Origin of the sequence: Paraburkholderia sp. EG286A (assembly GCF_040965375.1) — a bacterium.
GTDB lineage: Bacteria > Pseudomonadota > Gammaproteobacteria > Burkholderiales > Burkholderiaceae > Paraburkholderia.
Genome location: NZ_JBFRCB010000003.1, coordinates 1,056,907 through 1,073,946 on the forward strand (window position 1 = coordinate 1,056,907; position 17,040 = coordinate 1,073,946).

At 66.0% G+C, this 17,040-nt stretch carries 11 protein-coding genes; 4 read left to right on the forward strand and 7 right to left on the reverse strand.

Annotated elements, in window-relative coordinates; genetic code table 11:
* Positions 1-206: 206 nt before the first annotated feature.
* Positions 207-1,541 carry a sugar ABC transporter substrate-binding protein gene (locus tag AB4Y35_RS17640; protein WP_368705236.1) on the reverse strand — a complete coding sequence of 445 codons (1,335 nt, stop codon included), beginning with the start codon at positions 1,539-1,541 and terminating at the stop codon, positions 207-209.
* A 92-nt stretch (positions 1,542-1,633) separates the two neighbouring features.
* Positions 1,634-2,437 (reverse strand): L-iditol 2-dehydrogenase, encoded by an 804-nt coding sequence (locus AB4Y35_RS17645; RefSeq protein WP_368705237.1) that lies wholly within the window; start codon positions 2,435-2,437, stop codon positions 1,634-1,636.
* Positions 2,438-2,765: 328 nt separating this feature from the next.
* Here AB4Y35_RS17645 and AB4Y35_RS17650 point away from each other — a divergent pair, with 328 nt between their 5' ends.
* From AB4Y35_RS17650 to AB4Y35_RS17660, 3 genes are read left to right on the forward strand one after another with little or no spacing between them, the layout of a single operon-like run.
* Positions 2,766-3,749: a metal ABC transporter solute-binding protein gene (locus AB4Y35_RS17650; protein ID WP_368705238.1), complete on the forward strand. Its 984-nt coding sequence runs from the start codon at positions 2,766-2,768 to the stop codon at positions 3,747-3,749.
* A 24-nt stretch (positions 3,750-3,773) separates the two neighbouring features.
* Positions 3,774-4,745 (forward strand): ABC transporter ATP-binding protein, encoded by a 972-nt coding sequence (locus tag AB4Y35_RS17655; protein ID WP_368687612.1) that lies wholly within the window; start codon positions 3,774-3,776, stop codon positions 4,743-4,745.
* Positions 4,738-5,520: a metal ABC transporter permease gene (locus AB4Y35_RS17660; protein ID WP_368705239.1), complete on the forward strand. Its 783-nt coding sequence runs from the start codon at positions 4,738-4,740 to the stop codon at positions 5,518-5,520. Before AB4Y35_RS17655 ends, AB4Y35_RS17660 begins: the two co-directional genes overlap by 8 nt.
* 71 nt (positions 5,521-5,591) lie before the next feature.
* Here AB4Y35_RS17660 and AB4Y35_RS17665 read toward each other — a convergent pair whose 3' ends face one another.
* Both AB4Y35_RS17665 and AB4Y35_RS17670 read right to left on the reverse strand, forming a co-directional pair.
* On the reverse strand, positions 5,592-6,698 hold the full coding sequence (locus AB4Y35_RS17665; protein WP_368705240.1) for an S-(hydroxymethyl)glutathione dehydrogenase/class III alcohol dehydrogenase: 1,107 nt from the start codon (positions 6,696-6,698) through the stop codon (positions 5,592-5,594).
* A gap of 40 nt (positions 6,699-6,738) precedes the next feature.
* Positions 6,739-8,217 (reverse strand): xylulokinase, encoded by a 1,479-nt coding sequence (locus tag AB4Y35_RS17670; RefSeq protein WP_368705241.1) that lies wholly within the window; start codon positions 8,215-8,217, stop codon positions 6,739-6,741.
* A 597-nt stretch (positions 8,218-8,814) separates the two neighbouring features.
* Here AB4Y35_RS17670 and AB4Y35_RS17675 point away from each other — a divergent pair.
* On the forward strand, positions 8,815-10,269 hold the full coding sequence (locus AB4Y35_RS17675; RefSeq protein WP_368705242.1) for a nucleobase:cation symporter-2 family protein: 1,455 nt from the start codon (positions 8,815-8,817) through the stop codon (positions 10,267-10,269).
* A gap of 231 nt (positions 10,270-10,500) precedes the next feature.
* Here AB4Y35_RS17675 and AB4Y35_RS17680 read toward each other — a convergent pair whose 3' ends face one another.
* The 3 genes from AB4Y35_RS17680 to AB4Y35_RS17690 are packed head-to-tail and all read right to left on the reverse strand — an operon-like array spanning position 10,501 to position 16,606.
* Positions 10,501-12,051, reverse strand: coding sequence for an efflux transporter outer membrane subunit (locus AB4Y35_RS17680; protein WP_368705243.1), 1,551 nt, complete (start codon positions 12,049-12,051; stop codon positions 10,501-10,503).
* A gap of 1 nt (position 12,052) precedes the next feature.
* Positions 12,053-15,328: an efflux RND transporter permease subunit gene (locus AB4Y35_RS17685; RefSeq protein ID WP_368705244.1), complete on the reverse strand. Its 3,276-nt coding sequence runs from the start codon at positions 15,326-15,328 to the stop codon at positions 12,053-12,055.
* 15 nt (positions 15,329-15,343) lie between these two features.
* Entirely contained in the window at positions 15,344-16,606 is a 1,263-nt protein-coding gene (locus AB4Y35_RS17690; protein ID WP_368705245.1) for an efflux RND transporter periplasmic adaptor subunit, read from the reverse strand.
* Between the last annotated feature and the right edge of the window lie 434 nt (positions 16,607-17,040).

The window sequence follows — 17,040 nt, forward strand, 5'->3', positions numbered from 1 at the left end:
GCGGTTTCTGTGGCGTGCGCGCTCGATTGAATATAGGCATGGGGAGATGGAGATGACGCATGAGGACCACCCTTCTCGGTTGCGCGCCTGTGCGAGGCACGGCGCGGCATCGGCTGTCGCGAGGGTGCGCGCCGCGCCGGGTGGCCCGGCGCGCACTTCGCGCTACTACACTGGCTGCCTGAACGGCGCAGCCTGACTTCTCGCAGTTACTTCTGATACCCGGCTTGCGCCACGGCGCGGTTGGCAGCGGCGTTACCCGCCGTGAGCGCCTGATCGACACTCATCTGCCCTGCCACGGCGCCCGCAATGCTCTGGCCCACGACCGTACCGAACGACTGGAACTCAGGAATCCCGACGAACTGGATACCCGTGTACGGCACCGGCTTCGCGGTCGGATGGTTCGGATCGGCGGTCTGGATCGCCTTCAGCACAAAATCGGAGAACGGCGCGGCCTTCTTGTACTCGGGATTCTGATAGGTCGAAATCCGCGTACCCGACGGCACCGAAGCCCAGCCCTCGTCCTGCGCGACCATCTGGACGTATTCCTTCGACGTGGCCCATTCGATGAACTTCTTCGCGGCGTCCTGCGACTTCGACGACTTCGGAACGGCCAGCGCCCACGACCACAGCCAGTGCGCGCCATTGGGCGTGACTTCGGTCGGCGCGGCCGCGAAGCCGATCTTGTCGGCCACCTGCGACTGCTGCTTGTTGTAGAGGATGCCGGCCGCCACCGTCGCGTCGATCCACATCGCGCACTTGCCCGACGACATCAGCGTGAGGTTTTCGTTGAAGCCGTTCGAGCTGGCTCCCGGAGGGCCGTCCTTCTTCAGCATGTCGACGTAGAAGTTCACCGCCTTCTTCCACTCGGGCGAGGTGAGCTGCGCCTGCCACTTTTCGTCGAACCAGCGGCCGCCGAAGGTGTTCGCGACCGTCGTCACGTACGCCATGTTCTCGCCCCAGCCGGCCTTGCCGCGCAGGCAGATGCCGTAGGTGCCGGCGGACTTGTCGGTGAGCTTGTCGGCAAAGTCCTTGATCTGGTCATAGGTCGGCTGCTCGGGCATCTTGAGGCCCTTCTTGTCGAACAGGTCCTTGCGGTAGTACGTCATCGAGCTTTCGACGTAGAACGGCAGCGCGTAAAGCGTGCCGTTGTACGAGAGGCCGTCGCGCGCGGTCTTCACCACGTCGTCGAGGTCGTAGCTCGCGGGGAGGTTCGTCATCGGCACGATCCAGCCGCGCTTGCCCCATTGCGGCGCCTCGTAGGTACCGATCATCATCACGTCGAACTGGCCGCTGTTGGTCGTGATATCGGTGGTCGCGCGCTGGCGCAGCACGTTTTCTTCGAGAATCACCCAGTTCAGCTTGATGCCCGGATTGGCCTTTTCGAAGGCCGGCGAGAGCTTCTTCAGCTCGATCATGTCCGGGTTGTTCAACATGGCGATCGTGACGGTCTGCGCGTGCGCGGCGCTCGCCGCGGCGACGAGTGCACCCACACTCACCGCTCGACTTATGCACTTTGCGGCGGTCTTCATTGCTGGCTTCATGACGTTGTCTCCTTGTTCGTTGCGTTATGTCTTGCTGCAGCCGGGCTGCTGTCGTGATGCGTTGGGCAAGGGTTGCGGGCGAGGGTTGCGGTTCAGCTCATCCAGTTTCCGCCGTCGACGTTGAGGGTCTGCGCGGTGATGTAATCGGCGTCGGCAGAAGCGAGAAAGAGCGCGGCGCCCGTGAGATCCTCGGGCAGGCCCATGCGCCCGAGCGGCACGGCCTCGCCCACGAGGCGCTTCTTCTCGCCGGGCGGACGATGCTCGTAGCGTGCGAAGAGCGCGTCGACCTGCTCCCACATGGGCGTGTCGACCACGCCCGGCGCGATGCCGTTCACGTTGATGCGATGGGGCGCGAGCGCCAGCGCCGCCGACTGCGTGTAGCTCAGCACGGCGGCCTTGGTTGCGCAGTAGTGGGAGACGAGCGCTTCGCCGCGGCGGCCCGCCTGCGAGGACATGTTGATGATCTTGCCGCCCTGGCCCTGCTCGACCATGCGGCGCGCCACGGCCTGCATGAGGAAGAACATGCCCTTCACGTTCACCGCGAAGAGGCGGTCGTACACGTCCCAGGATTCGTCGAGGAGCGGGCGCATGTCGAAGAGCGCCGCGTTGTTGAAGAGGATGTCGATGCGGCCGAAGCGTTCGACCGCGCTCGCCACGATGCGGTCGATGTCCTCACGGCGGGTGACGTCGGCGGAGATCGCGAGCACGCGCTCGGGGTATGCGGCGGCCAGCGCCGGCGCGACGGAACCGGCGGGCTTTACGTCGACGAGCACGCAGCGCGCGCCTTCGTCCAGATAACGCTGCGCGACCGCCTCGCCAATGCCGCTCGCCGCGCCAGTCAGCACGGCTACCTTGTCCTGCAAACGTCCGGCCGCTGGGGTCGCGGTGTGTGCCACAGGTTGTCTCCAATTTCGTTCGTGCGGGGCGCGCCCGGCAGGCACTCCAGAAGAGCCGCTGAGCGATCGCCCGACATGTGAGCATTTGCTCTGTCGTTGATCGAATGATCGGATACGAGTCGGAGACTGTCAAGGCGAACAAACGCGATTGGCCGAGATTTCGATGGTGCGACGCGCAAGCCTCGACGGGCTGCGGCCTGCAGATCCGGCCCCCTGACCGGATGGCGAGCTGACTCGCCAATCGAAGTGATACGTTATATCATCTCGCCTTCGCGACGCCGACGCGCCCGCGTCCGCTTTCAGGCTCCCTATAGAGAAGGATAGAACCATGATCACGTTCAGCCGCGCCAACTGCACGCCCCGGGCTGCCACAACCGGCGCGCGCCGTCGCGTCACGCTCGCGCGCCTCGCGGGCGGGCTCGCTCTCGCGCTGGTCGGCGCGATCGGCGGCGCGAACGCGGCCCTGGCGGCGCAGGCCGGCAGCGCCACGATTCCCGTCGTTGCGGCGGAGAACTTCTACGGCGACGTCGTCAAGCAGATCGGCGGCAATTACGTGGACGTGACGAGCATCCTGAGCAACCCCGACCAGGACCCGCACCTCTTCGAGGCCAGCCCGAAGACCGCCCGCGCGCTCCAGAATGCGCGCGTGGTGGTGTACAACGGCGCCGACTACGACCCGTGGATGAGCAAGCTGCTCGGCGCCACCGGCGCCGGCAAGAACGGCACGAGCCGTACGACGATCGTCGCGGCGGACCTCGTCGGCAAGAAAGCGGGCGACAATCCGCACCTCTGGTACGACCCGAAGACCATGCCCGCCGTGGCGCGCGCGGTGAGCGCCGCGCTCGGCGCAGCGGACCCCGCGCACAAGAGCGTGTACGATGCCAACCTGGCAACGTTCCTCGCCTCGCTGCAGCCGGTCGACGCCAAGGTCGCGGCGCTGCGCGCGCGCTACCAGGGGCAGCCCGTCACGGCCACGGAGCCGGTGTTCGGCTATATGTCGGATGCGATCGGCCTCGACATGCGCAACCTGCGCTTCCAGCTCGCGGCGATGAACGACACCGAGGCGAGCGCCTCGGACATCGCCGCGTTCGAGCGCGACCTGCGCGAGCGCCGCGTGCGCGTGCTGATCTATAACAGCCAGGCGACCGAGGCGCTCACGCGGCGCATGCTGGCGCTGGCGAAGCAGTCGAAGGTGCCGTCCGTGAGCGTGACCGAGACGCAGCCGGCCGGCGTGAACTTCCAGCAATGGATGCTCGCGCAGCTCGACTCGCTCGACAAGGCGCTGGCAGCGGGAACAGCAGGGCAACACTAACCGTATTCAGCAAGGACAGACGTCATGACCGGGGCCGGCTCTTCGCCCACCGATATCGCTTCATCGCACCACGCACAGCACAACGGCGCGCACCGCGCGCCCACGCCTGTGCTCACGCTGGCGGGCGTGACGCTGACGCTCGGCGAGCGCACGATCCTGCGCGACGCGAACTTCGCGGTGAACCAGGGCGAATTCATCGGCGTGCTCGGGCCGAACGGCGCGGGCAAGACCACGCTCATGCGGGCGATTCTCGGCCTCGTGCCGGCCTCGCACGGCGCGATCCGCGTGCTGGGCGAGCCGGTCGCGCGCGGCAACGCCAAAATCGGCTACATGCCGCAAACGCGCACGGCGCTCGCGAGCCGCCGCGTGCGCGGCCGCGACTTCGTGGCGATGGCCGCCGACGGCCACCGCTGGGGCCTGCCGCGCGCCGACGCCGCCACCCGCGCCGACGTGGCGCGCGTGCTCGACCTCGTGGGCGCGACCGCGCTCGCGGACCGTCCGCTTTCGGAGCTGTCGGGCGGCGAGCGCCAGCGTCTGCTGCTCGCGCAATGCCTGCTCGGCGACCCGAAGCTGCTGCTGCTCGACGAGCCGCTCATCAGCCTCGACCCCAACCACCAGCGCGGCGTGGTCGAACTCGTGCGCCGCGTGCAGCGCGAGCTCGGCATCGCGGTGCTGTTCTCCGCGCACGAACTGAATCCGCTCCTCAACGCGCTCGACCGCGTGCTCTATCTCGGCAACGGCGTGGCCGCGCTCGGCAGCGTGGATGAAGTCATCACCGCGCCCGTGCTGTCGCGCCTCTACGGTTCGCCGATCGAAGTGATGCGCATGAAGGGCCGCATCTTCGTGATGTCGGGCGACGTGGAAGTCGAAAAGCACGATCACGAGCATGAGCACGATCATGGCCACGACCACGGCGGCCACGGCCACGCGCACGGACACAGTCACGCCCACGGCAACAACAACGACAACACCCACGGCCACACGCACGATGCTTGAATACGATTTCATGGTGAACGCCTTCGCGGCGTCGGGCATCGTCGCGGTGCTCGCGGGCGTGGTGGGCTATTTCCTCGTGATGCGCGGTCAGACCTTCGCGGGCCACGCGCTCTCGCACGTGGGTTTCACGGGCGCAACGGGCGCCGTACTGCTAGGCGTCTCGCCGATGTGGGGCATGGTGGGCTTCACGCTCGCCGCCGGCGTTTCGATGGGCGCGCTCGGCGAAAAGCTCGCGGGCCGCGATGTCGCGATCGGCGTGATCCTTTCGCTGGCGCTCGGCTTCGGCCTCTTGTTTCTGCACTTCTTCACGTCGTATGCCACGCAGGTCACGGCGCTGCTGTTCGGCAACGTCCTCGGCGTGAACCGCGAGACGCTCGGCGTGCTGGCCGCCCTCGCCGTGGCGAGCCTGACGGCGCTGGCCGCCATCATGCGGCCGCTGCTGTTCGCCTCGCTGCAGCCCGAACTCGCCGAAGCGAAGGGCGTGTCGCTGCGCGCGGTCTCGATGCTGTTCCTCGCCATCGCCGCGCTCGCGGTGGCCGCGTGCACGCAGATCGTCGGCGTGCTGCTCGTCTTCACGCTGATGGTCGGTCCGGCCGCCGCCGCGCAGAATCTCACCACGCGTCTGTCCACCGGACTCGTGCTCGCCGCGCTGCTCGCGCTCGTGCAGGCCTGGCTCGGCGTGACGCTCGCGTTCTACACCGACTGGCCCACCAGCTTCTGGATCACGGCGCTCGCCGCACTCGTCTACGGCGCGAGTCTGATCGGGCGTCGCTAGCACGCTGTACCCGCCATGAAAAAGGCGTTGCCCCTCGCGGTGGCAACGCCTTTTTTGCTGTTACGCGTCGCTCAGTAGAGCACGACCGAGCGGATCGACTCGCCCTTTTTCATGAGGTCGAAGCCTTGGTTGATCTGGTCGAGCGCGAGCGTGTGCGTGATCAGATCGTCGATGTTGATCTTGCCTTCCATGTACCAGTCGACGATCTTCGGCACGTCGGTGCGCCCGCGCGCGCCGCCGAACGCGGAGCCTTTCCATTGGCGGCCCGTGACGAGCTGAAACGGGCGCGTGCTGATCTCCTCGCCCGCTCCCGCCACGCCGATGATGAACGACTGGCCCCAGCCCTTGTGCGTGCATTCGAGCGCCTCGCGCATCACCTTCGTGCTGCCGATGCATTCGAACGAATAGTCGGCGCCGCCATCGGTCAGTTGCACGATGTAATCGACGATGTTCTCGACGTCGTTCGGATTGACGAAATGCGTCATGCCGAACTGCTTTGCGAGTTCGACGCGCTTCGGGTTGATATCCACGCCGATGATCTTGTCGGCGCCCACCATCTTCGCGCCCTGGATCACGTTCAGGCCGATGCCGCCCAGGCCGAACACCGCCACGTTCGCACCCGCTTCCATTTTCGCCGAGTACACCACGGCGCCCACGCCCGTCGTCACGCCGCAGCCGATATAGCAGACCTTGTCGAACGGCGCGTCTTCACGGATTTTCGCCACGGCGATTTCCGGCACGACGATGTAGTTCGAGAACGTCGACGTGCCCATGTAGTGATAGAGCGGCTTGCCGCCCAGCGAGAAGCGCGAGGTGGCGTCGGGCATGAGGCCCTTGCCTTGCGTCGCGCGAATGGCCTGACACAGGTTCGTTTTACGCGAGAGACAGAATTTGCACTGGCGGCATTCCGGCGTGTAAAGCGGAATCACGTGATCGCCTTTCCTCACCGTACCCACGCCCGCACCGACATCGACCACGATGCCCGCGCCTTCATGGCCGAGGATCGCCGGAAAGATCCCTTCGGGGTCCGCGCCCGAGAGCGTGTAGTAATCGGTATGGCAGATGCCCGTCGCCTTCACCTCGATCAGCACCTCGCCGGCGCGCGGACCTTCCAGATCCACTTCCTCGATCGTCAGCGGGGTCCCGGCTTTCCATGCGACGGCGGCTTTCGTCTTCATCTTCGCTGCTCCTGTGTCTCGGTGATGTCGATACGCCTCATCACGGTGCCGGTGCAAACCAGGTTCGCACGCGGCCATACAGATCGATGAAGCGCGCATAGCGCTGCGCGAGCGCGGCGTCCTCGCGCGGCGACGCCACCTGCGTCGCGGCCGGCGCAAGCGCCGCGAGGTCGTTCAAGCGCCAGTGCCCGCAGGCGAGGCCGCCCAGCATCGCGGCGCCGCGCGCCGCTGCGTTCGGGCAGTCGATCGCGTAGAGGTCCGCGTCGAGCGTGTCGGCGAGCAACTGCCGCCAGCGCGCGTCCACGGAGCCGCCGCCCGCGAGCTTGAGCGTCGGCACACTGCGCGCATCCCGCGTGCCTCCATCGGCGGCTTCATGGGTGCTGCGCACGGCGTCGAGGCCCGCGCGCAACGCGAACGCGACGCCTTCGAACGCCGCGCGCATGAGCGTACCGCGCGAGTCGCCGAGCGTTGCGCCGAGCCAGCCGCCGCGCGCCGCCGGGTCGAGCCACGGCGAGCGCTCGCCGCTCAGGTAAGGCAGGAACGCGAGCGTCGCCGATGGCGGCACGGCGAACGCGTCCACATAAGCCGAAGCCCAGTCGTAGGCCAGCCAGCCGCGCGCCGCTTCCAGCGCCACGCCCACGTTCTGCATGGCCGCCATGGTGTACCAGCCGCCAGTCGCCGAGCGGTAGCGATGCAGCCCGCGCCGCGCGGGCGGCTCGCTGCGCGCGGTCACGACGATCTGGCCGCCCGTGCCGGTCGTGAGGAGCGCGTCGCCTTCGTCGGCGAGGCCGCTGCCGAACGCGGCGCAAGGCGTGTCGCCCGCGCCCGTCGCGAGCACGATGCCGGCGGGCAGCCCGAGCGCCTGCGCCGCTTGCGCGCTCAGCGCGCCGCTCGCTTCATGCGACGCGGCCAGCGGCGCGAACCACCGCGCCGGCAATCCCAGCCGCTCGATCAGCGCGAAGTCCCATGTGCCATCGGGCGCGGCGAGCGCCGTCGCACACGCGTCCGAGGGATCGGCTTTGACTGCGCCACCCAGCGCGACACGCAGCCAGTCCTTCGGCTGCAGCGCCCAGCGCGCGGCTTGCGCGACTTGCGGCTCATGCTGCAGGACCCAGCGCAGCAGCGGCCCCGCCATGCCGGGCGCCACGGGATTGGGCTGCGCGTGTTCGGCGTCGTCCGGCCAGGCATCGAGCAGCGCATGCGCGCGCGTGTCGGGCCAGAGCATCGCGGGGCGCAACGCGCGGCCCGCTTCGTCGGTGAGCACGACGCCGTGCATCTGTCCGGAAAAGCCAATCGCCCGCACCGCGGCGCGTTCGCTCTCGGGCAGCCGCGCGCAGGCCGCGACGAGCGCGTCCCACCAGCGATCCACGGCGATCTCGGCCCAGCCGGGCTGCGGCGTTTCGAGCGCGTAGGCCACGCTCGCGGCGGCGCGCTCGACGCCGTCGCCATCGATGATGCCGAGCTTGAGTGAACCAGTGCCGAGGTCGATGCCGAGGAAACGCGTCTGCGATGGGCTCATGAGGAACGATGTGCGAGGTGGGTGAGAACGGGAAAAGCCATCATAACGGCGAGATGCGCGGTGCCAAATGCGCGTTAAACGGGGCTTTCAAACCTGCCGCGAACCCGCGCGCAACACAGCCGATTTCGACGCGAAAAACGTCCATTCGCGGGTTAACCCGGTGGGTCGCCGCGCGATGCAAAATGGCTCACATTGCGCATTCGAAATAGAGATCATAACGGCGCGGCCATATGTGACATGACCCGCTGGGCATCGCCGGCCTGCGCTCGACGCACCCTCACACGCTCTGGCATGGCGACGCACCGCCAAGCCCACGCCGCGGCGCCCACCGCGCGAAGGCGCTCAACCGCCGCAAACAGGGGGCTTCCCGCCTTGCGCCGCGACACGCGCGGTCCAAAACAGCACCTGGTGAAGCCACCACGAAGCGGCCGCGCACGGCCTCCGCGCGGCGATCCCACCCTTATGTCGCCGGCCCATACCGACGCGCGCATATCGTCGCCGGAAAGCACGGAATAGTCTCCAGTGGTCTTGTTGCATATTTTCTTACCGCATACCTTGGAGGCCATATCCTTAAACCAAGAGACGGAGACAGACGACATGCAAGCCAAGGGCATTGAGGACCAGGCCGCCCAGCGGTCTGGCCAGAAGCAGGTCCACCCCTGCGACGAGCGCCTGCCGTTTAGCCAGTTGCTGACACTCGGCATCCAGCACGTGCTCGTGATGTACGCAGGCGCGGTGGCCGTGCCGCTCATCGTCGGCGGCGCGATCGGGCTGCCGAAGGACCAGATCGCCTTTCTCATCAGCGCCGACCTGTTCGCCTGCGGCATCGCCACGCTGATCCAGACGCTCGGCCTGTGGATCTTCGGCATCCGCCTGCCGGTGATCATGGGCTGCACGTTCGCCTCGGTGGGCCCGATGATCGCCATCGGCACCAATCCCTCGCTCGGCCTGCTCGACATCTTCGGCTCGACCATCGCGGCCGGCGCGATAGGCATCGTGATCGCGCCGATGATCGGCAAGCTGCTGCGCTTCTTCCCGCCGGTCGTGGTGGGCACCGTGATCGCGGTGATCGGCCTCTCGCTGATGGAAGTGGGCATCAACTGGGCTGCGGGCGGCGTGGGCAACCCCGACTATGGGAACCCCATCTACCTCGGCCTCTCGCTGCTCGTGCTGATGCTGATCCTGCTCATCAACAAGTTCGGGCGCGGCTTCATCGCCAATATCTCGGTGCTGCTCGGCATTGTCGCGGGCTTCGCCATCGCGCTCGCGCTCGGCCGCGTGAACCTCGAAGGCATGGCCAGCGCGCCGTGGGTCGGCATCGTCATGCCATTCCACTTCGGCATGCCGAAGTTCCACATCCTGCCGATCGCGACGATGGTGATCGTGATGTTCGTGACGTTCATCGAATCGACGGGCATGTTCCTCGCCGTGGGCGACATGGTCGAGCGCCCCGTCGATCAGGCCACACTCGTGCGCGGCCTGCGCGTGGACGGTCTCGGCACGATGATCGGCGGCATCTTCAACTCGTTCCCGCATACGTCGTTCTCGCAGAACGTGGGCCTCATCGGCGTGACGGGCGTGAAGAGCCGCTATGTGTGCGCGATGGGCGGCGTGATTCTCGTGCTGCTCGGCCTCTTTCCGAAGATGGCGCAGATGGTCGCCTCCGTGCCCGCCTTCGTGCTGGGCGGCGCAGGCATCGTGATGTTCGGCATGGTGGCGGCGAACGGCATCAAGGTGCTCTCGCGCGTGGACTTCGTGAAGAACCAGCACAACCTCTTCATCGTCGCCGTGAGCGTGGGTTTCGGCCTCGTGCCGGTGGTGTCGCCGCACTTCTTCGCCAAGCTGCCGCCCGCACTTTCGCCGCTGCTCCATAGCGGCATCCTGCTCGCCTCGGTTTCGGCCGTGGTGCTGAACCTGATCTTCAACGGCGCGAAGAGCGAGAAAGCCGCCGAGCGCGCCATCCGCCGCGCCGGGCACGATCTCGAAGGCCGCCCCGATGCCGAGCCGACGCCGGATACGGGCCACGAAATGCCGCGCTCGGCGGCGCACTGAGTCGATCTCGCTGTACTGATCGAACCGGGTTTGAATGTATTGAGTTGACGCGAGAGGTGCCCCGCTCGCAGGTGCCCATCCATCCACAGGCGGGCGGGGTCTTTTGCTGGTTCGGCGCCATGGGAAACCATGGCGCTTTTTTTTCGTCCTTACGTTGCGCACGCTCACGCGCAAAAAAAACGCCACGGTCTCCCGTGGCGTTCTGGCTTCCGGTTCCGAAACCGTAGCGCGTTACCCTGCCGTAGCCGCCGAAGCCGCCACCGGCGCGCTGGCCGCGCCGTAATCGGCCGGCGCATCGGGTTCGCGCGGCGTCTCGCCCGCATGCGCGATCCAGCCGCCGCCCAACGCGCGATACAGATCGACGAGGTTGGTCAGGCGCGCCAGACGCGCCGTGACGAGCGACGTTTGCGCCGTGTACAGACTGGTCTGCGCCGCCAGCACCGGCAGGTAGCTGTCCACGCCGTTCTTGTAGCGCAGTTCCGAAAGCGTGAGCGAGCGCTGGTTCGCAAAGGTGCTGCGCTCGAGCGCGGCGATCTGCTCGTCGTAGGTGCCGCGTGCAGCCAGACCATCGGCCACTTCGCGGAACGCCGACTGGATCGACTTCTCGTAGTTGGCGATCTCGATGCGCTTCTCGACATTCGCGAGTTGCAGGTTCGCGATGTTCGAACCGCCCTCGAAGATCGGCAGCGTGATCTGCGGCACGAAACTCCACGCCGCCGTGCCGGCCTTGAAGAGCCCGCCGAGCGACAGGCTTTCGGTGCCGAACGCCGCCGTGAGCGAGATCTTCGGGAAGAACGCCGCACGCGCCGCGCCGATGTTGGCGTTTGCCGCGAGCAGCGTTTCTTCGGCCTGCATGATGTCCGGACGACGCGTGAGCAGATCCGAAGGCAGGCCTGCAGGAATGTCGTTGAGCAGCGCCTGGCCGTCGAGCGGCAGACCTTGCGGCAGATCCGCCGGCAGCGGCTCGCCAATCAGCAGCACGAGCGCGTTTTCGGCCTGGGCTCGTGCGCGCAGTTGCGCCTGCATGTTGGCCTGCGCGTTCTCGACCACGGTTTGCGCCTGACGCAAATCGAGTTCGGTGCCGGTGCCCGTATCGAACTGCGCCTTCGCGATGTTGTACGAGTCCTGCGCCGTCTTGAGCGTTTCCTGCGTGACCTTGAGCAGGTCGTCGTCGGAGAGCATGGTCAGGTACTGGTCCGCGACTTCCGAAACCAGCGTGATCTCGGCCGACTTGCGCGCATACGCCGTGGAGAGGTACTGCGCCAATGCCTGGTCCTTCAGGCTGCGGATGCGCCCCCAGAAGTCGATTTCCCACGACGCCTGCACGCCCACGTTGTAGACGCTGTACGGATTATTCACCGTGGTCTGAAAGTTCCTCGGCACGCGCGTGCGCGTGTCCGAAGCCACGCCGTTGATCGCCGGGAACAGCTCGGCGCGCGTGATCTGATACTGCGCACGCGCCGCCTCGACGTTGAGCACCGAAACTCGCAAGTCGCGGTTGTTCTTCAGCGCGATGTCGACGAGCTGCTGCAGGCGCGGATCGACGAAGAACTCGCGCCAGCCGATGTCGGTCGCCACGGCGCCATTGGCGCTCGGGGCTGCCTGGCCGTTCTGACCATTCGCGCCCGCAGCAACGGGCTGCGTGGCGTACACGCCGCCCTGCGGGAAGCTCTGCGACACCGGCGCTTCGGGCCGGTGGTACCAAGGCTCCATCGTGCAACCCGCGAGGAGCGCGGCGGCCACCGCTGCGGCGGCCGTTGCAATTACGGATAGTTTATGCATCTCAATGTCCTTCCTTGCCCGGGCCGTCGCCGTTGCCACCTTCGCCACCACGGTCGTTGCCACCCGTGCCACCCTGACCGCCGGCGCCGCCACCATTCGCGCCATTGTCCTGGTCATGGTCGTGCGCGTGGTGCTCTTCGTAGTGCTGCAGCGCGACGTCCGCGTCTTCCTTCTCGCCGGCGAACTTCGCGCGAATCACCACGAAGAACATCGGGATCATGAAGATCGCGAGGAACGTGGCCGTGATCATCCCGCCGATCACGCCCGTGCCGATCGCGTGCTGCGAAGCCGAACCCGCGCCGTTACTGATCGCGAGCGGCAGCACGCCGAGAATGAACGCCATCGACGTCATGAGAATCGGCCGCAGACGCAGTCGCGAAGCTTCGAGCGCCGCCTCGATCGGTCCCATCTTTCCTTCGGCCTGCAGGTCGCGCGCGAACTCCACGATCAGAATCGCGTTCTTCGCCGACAGACCCACAGTGGTCAACAGACCCACCTGGAAGAACACGTCGTTCTCGAGGCCGCGCAAGGTCACCGCCAGCAGCGCGCCGAGCACGCCGAGCGGCACCACCATGATGACCGCGAACGGAATCGACCAGCTTTCATACAGCGCCGCGAGACACAGGAACACGACGAGGATCGAGATGCCGTACAGGATCGGCGCCTGCGAGCCCGACTGACGCTCCTGGTACGACAGGCCCGTCCATTCGTAGCCGATACCCGCGGGCAGCTTCGCCGCGATCTGCTCCATGGCCGTCATGGCCTGGCCGGTCGACTTGCCCTGGCTCGCCTGACCCTGGATTTCCATCGCCGAAATACCGTTGTAACGCTCGAGCTTCGGCGAACCGTACGTCCAGTGGCCGCTCGCGAACGACGTGAACGGCACCATCCCGCCCGAGCTGTTGCGCACGTACCAGAGACCGAGGTCTTCCGGGTTCATGCGGAACGGCGCGTCGGCCATCGCGTACACCTTCTTGATACGGCCGTCGGTGTCGAGGAAGTTGTTCACGTACGCCGATGCCCACGCGATCGAGAACGTCTGGTCGACCGCCGCCGACGTCACGCCGAGCGCATTGGCCTTCTCGCGGTCGATATCCACCTTGAACTGCGGCGTGTCGTTCAGGCCGTTCGGGCGCACGAGCGCAAGCGACGGGTCCTTTGCAGCCATGCCGAGCAGCATGTTGCGTGCTTCCATCAGCTTTTCGTGGCCGACGCCGCCGCGATCCTGCAGTTCGAAGTCGAAGCCCGACGCGGTGCCGAGTTCAGGAATCGAAGGCGGATTCACCGGGAAGATCATCGCGTCCTTGTAGTTCGCGAAGTGACCGTACATGCGGCGCACCAGCGCCTGGACCTTCTGGTCCGCGTGCTGACGTACCTTGTAGTCCTTCAGACGCACGAACACGAGACCCGAGTTCTGGCCGCGGCCCGCGAAGCTGAAGCCGTTCACGGTGAAGGTCGATTCGACGATGCTGCCTTCGTCCTTGAGCAGCCAGTTCTGGATGTTCGCGAGCGTGCGCGCAGTGGTCTCCTGCGTCGAGCCCGAAGGCGTCTGCACGATCACGAACATCGTGCCCTGGTCTTCATCGGGCAGGAACGACTTCGGCAGGCGCACGAACAGCATGCCCACCGCGACGATCACCGCGAGGTAGATGATGAGCCAGCGGCCCGAGCGCTTGATCACGTGATGCACGCCGCTGTGGTACTTGTCGCGGCTCGTTTCGAACGTGCGGTTGAACCAGCCGAAGAAGCCCTTCTTCTCTTCGTGGTGGCCCTTCGGAATCGGCTTGAGGATGGTCGCGCACAGCGCCGGCGTGAGAATCAGCGCGACGAGCACGGACAGCACCATCGCCGCCACGATCGTGAGCGAGAACTGCCGGTAGATGGCGCCGACCGAGCCGCCCGAGAACGCCACCGGCACGAACACCGCGGAGAGCACGAGCGCCACGCCCACCAGTGCGCCGGTGATCTGGCCCATGGCCTTGCGCGTGGCTTCCTTCGGCCCTAAGCCCTCTTCCACCATCACCCGCTCGACGTTCTCCACGACCACGATCGCGTCGTCCACCAGCAGACCGATGGCGAGCACGAGGCCGAACATGGACAGCGTATTGATGGAGAAGCCCACCATCGCCATGATCGCGAACGTGCCCAGCAGCACCACCGGCACCGCGATCGTCGGAATCAACGTCGCGCGCAGGTTCTGCAGGAACAGATACATCACGAGGAACACGAGCACGATGCCTTCGAGCAGCGTCTTGATCACTTCCTCGATCGACAGGCGCACGAACGGCGTCGTGTCGTACGGGTACTTCACGACGAGACCGTGCGGGAAGTACTTCGAGAGGTCGTCGATTTTCTGGCGCACGAGCTTCGCGGTCTGCAGCGCGTTGGCGCCCGTCGCAAGCTGAATGCCGAGGCCGGCGGTCGGCGCACCGTTGTACTTCGTGTCGAAGTTGTAGTTTTCGCCGCCCAGCGTGATGCGCGCCACGTCCTTCAGACGCACCTGCGAGCCGTCCTGGTTCACCTTCAGCAGGATGTCGCCAAACTGCGTCGGCGTCTGCAACAGCGTCGCTTCGGTGATGGTCGCCTGGAACGACTGCCCTGCCACCGCCGGCGTGCCGCCCAGCTGGCCGCCTGCGATCTGCACGTTCTGCGCGGTGATCGCCGCTGTCACATCAGATGGCGTGAGCTGGAAGTTCGTGAGCTTGTTTGGATCGAGCCACACACGCATCGCGTACTGCGAGCCGAACAGCGTGACCGTACCCACGCCGTCGATACGGCTGATCGGGTCTTTCACGTTCGACGCCACGTAGTTCGCGAGGTCGTACTTCGTCATGCTGCCGTCTTCGGACACGAACGCGAGCACCAGCAGGAAGCTGCTGCTCGATTTCGTGACGCTGATACCGAGTTGCTGCACGACCTGCGGCAGAATCGGCGTGGCGAGCTGCAGCTTGTTCTGCACCTGCACCTGCGCGATGTCGGGGTTGGTGCCCGCCGCGAAAGTCAGCGTGATCGTAGCCGTGCCCGAGTCATCGGAAGTCGACGAGATGTACAGCAGGTGGTCGAGACCGCTCATCTGCTGCTCGATCACCTGCGTGACCGTGTTTTCCACCGTCTTGGCCGACGCGCCAGGATAGTTCGCGCTGATCTGGATGGAAGGCGGTGCGATGGTCGGATACTGCGCGACCGGCAGCGTGAACACCGACGCCACACCCGCCAGCATCAGGATGATGGCGATCACCCATGCAAAGATTGGGCGATCAATAAAGAACTTTGCCATGAAGCAGGCTCCCCGTTATTGCGCTGCCGAGGCGGCAGGTGCAGCCGAGGCAGCCTTCGGCCCCGATGCGGCGCTGGCGGCGTTCGCATAGCCCGAAGCCGTTGCCATGTCGGCCGAAGGCGCGCCCGGCGCCGGCGGCGGCGGAAGCTGCGCGGGAACCGGCTTGACCTGCGCACCCGGCTTGACCTTGTCGGTGCCCTGAACGATCACGCGGTCGCCGGCATTCAGACCGCTCTGGACGACCCAGTCCTGGCCCTGCGTGCCCGCAGTGGTGATCGGCGTCGGCACGACCTTGTTGTCCTGGTTGACGACGTACACCGAAGCCTGACCCTTCTGGTCGTGCTGCACGCCGACCTGCGGCACGAGGAACGCGTTGTTGTTGATGCCCTCTTCGATGCGCGCGCGCACGAACATGCCCGGCAGCAGCACGCGGTCGGGGTTCGGGAAAATCGCGCGAACCGTGACCGAGCCCGTGGTCTGGTCGACGGTGACGTCGGAGAACTGGAGCTTGCCCTTTTCCGAATAGGTGCGACCGTCTTCGAGGACGAGCGAAACCTTGGCGGCGTTCGGGCCGTTGGTCTTCAGGCGCCCTTCCTGGATCTCGCGGCGCAGCTTCAGGCCTTCGAGGCTCGACTGCGTGACGTCCACGTACATCGGATCGAGCTGCTGCACCGTCGACATCAAGGTGGCCGCGCTCGCCTGCACGTAGGCGCCCGGCGTGACCTGCGAGATGCCGACCTGGCCCGAGACCGGCGAAGTGACGTCGGTATAGCCGAGGTTGATCTGCGCCGTGTCGACGGCGGCCTTGCCGGCGGCGACGTCGGCTACTGCCTGGCCCTGGGCGGCAACGGCGTTGTCGTAGTCCTGCTTGCTCACCGCGTTGGCCTGCACGAGCACCTTGTAGCGCGACACCAGCGCGTTCTGCGTGACGAGGTTGGCCTGCGCCTTGGCGAGCGTGGCCTTGGCGTTGTTGAGCGCGGCGATGTACGGCGCCGGGTCGATCTTGTAGAGCCGCTGGCCCGCCTTGACGAGCGCGCCTTCGGTGAATTCGCGGCGCAGCACGATGCCGTCCACCCGTGCGCGCACTTGCGCGACGAGGTAGGCACTGGTGCGGCCGGGAAGCTCGGAGACGACCGGCACGGCGGTCGGCTGGAGAGTGACGATACCCACTTCGGGGGTTTGCGGCGGCGGCGCCGACTGCTTTTGCCCGCAGGCTGCAAGCACGATGGCAGCCGTCGCGACACTGATTAGGCGGAATGGAACCCGTTCGACGCGCATGGAGCGACCTCTGTCTATAACTGACAATAAAAGCGTGCGGCGTCCTGCAACGAGGAGGACGACCACGCACGCCAGCATCTGGCAAATACCTGACGGATAAACCCGGTACTTCTTCTAGAAAGGCGCGTTCCGGTCTGCACATCCGTCCGGGCGATACTGCCGCGCGCCGCCGCGAGAGGCGTCGCGCATTGGGGTTTCTACGACCACTTGGCCAAGGACGGATATTAACCGGACATCACCACTTGAGGCACCCAGGTGGTGGGGTGCTATTATAGATACATTCGCGAACGAATGTAAAAGGACGTTACGTAACCGTTGAGTGGTACTTCAGGAGCGATCCGCGCATCACCTCCATATTACAAATCAATACATTACGGTTCGCACCCCAAATACATTCATTCACCCCTAACCCGCTGCAACGCACTGACTTTACA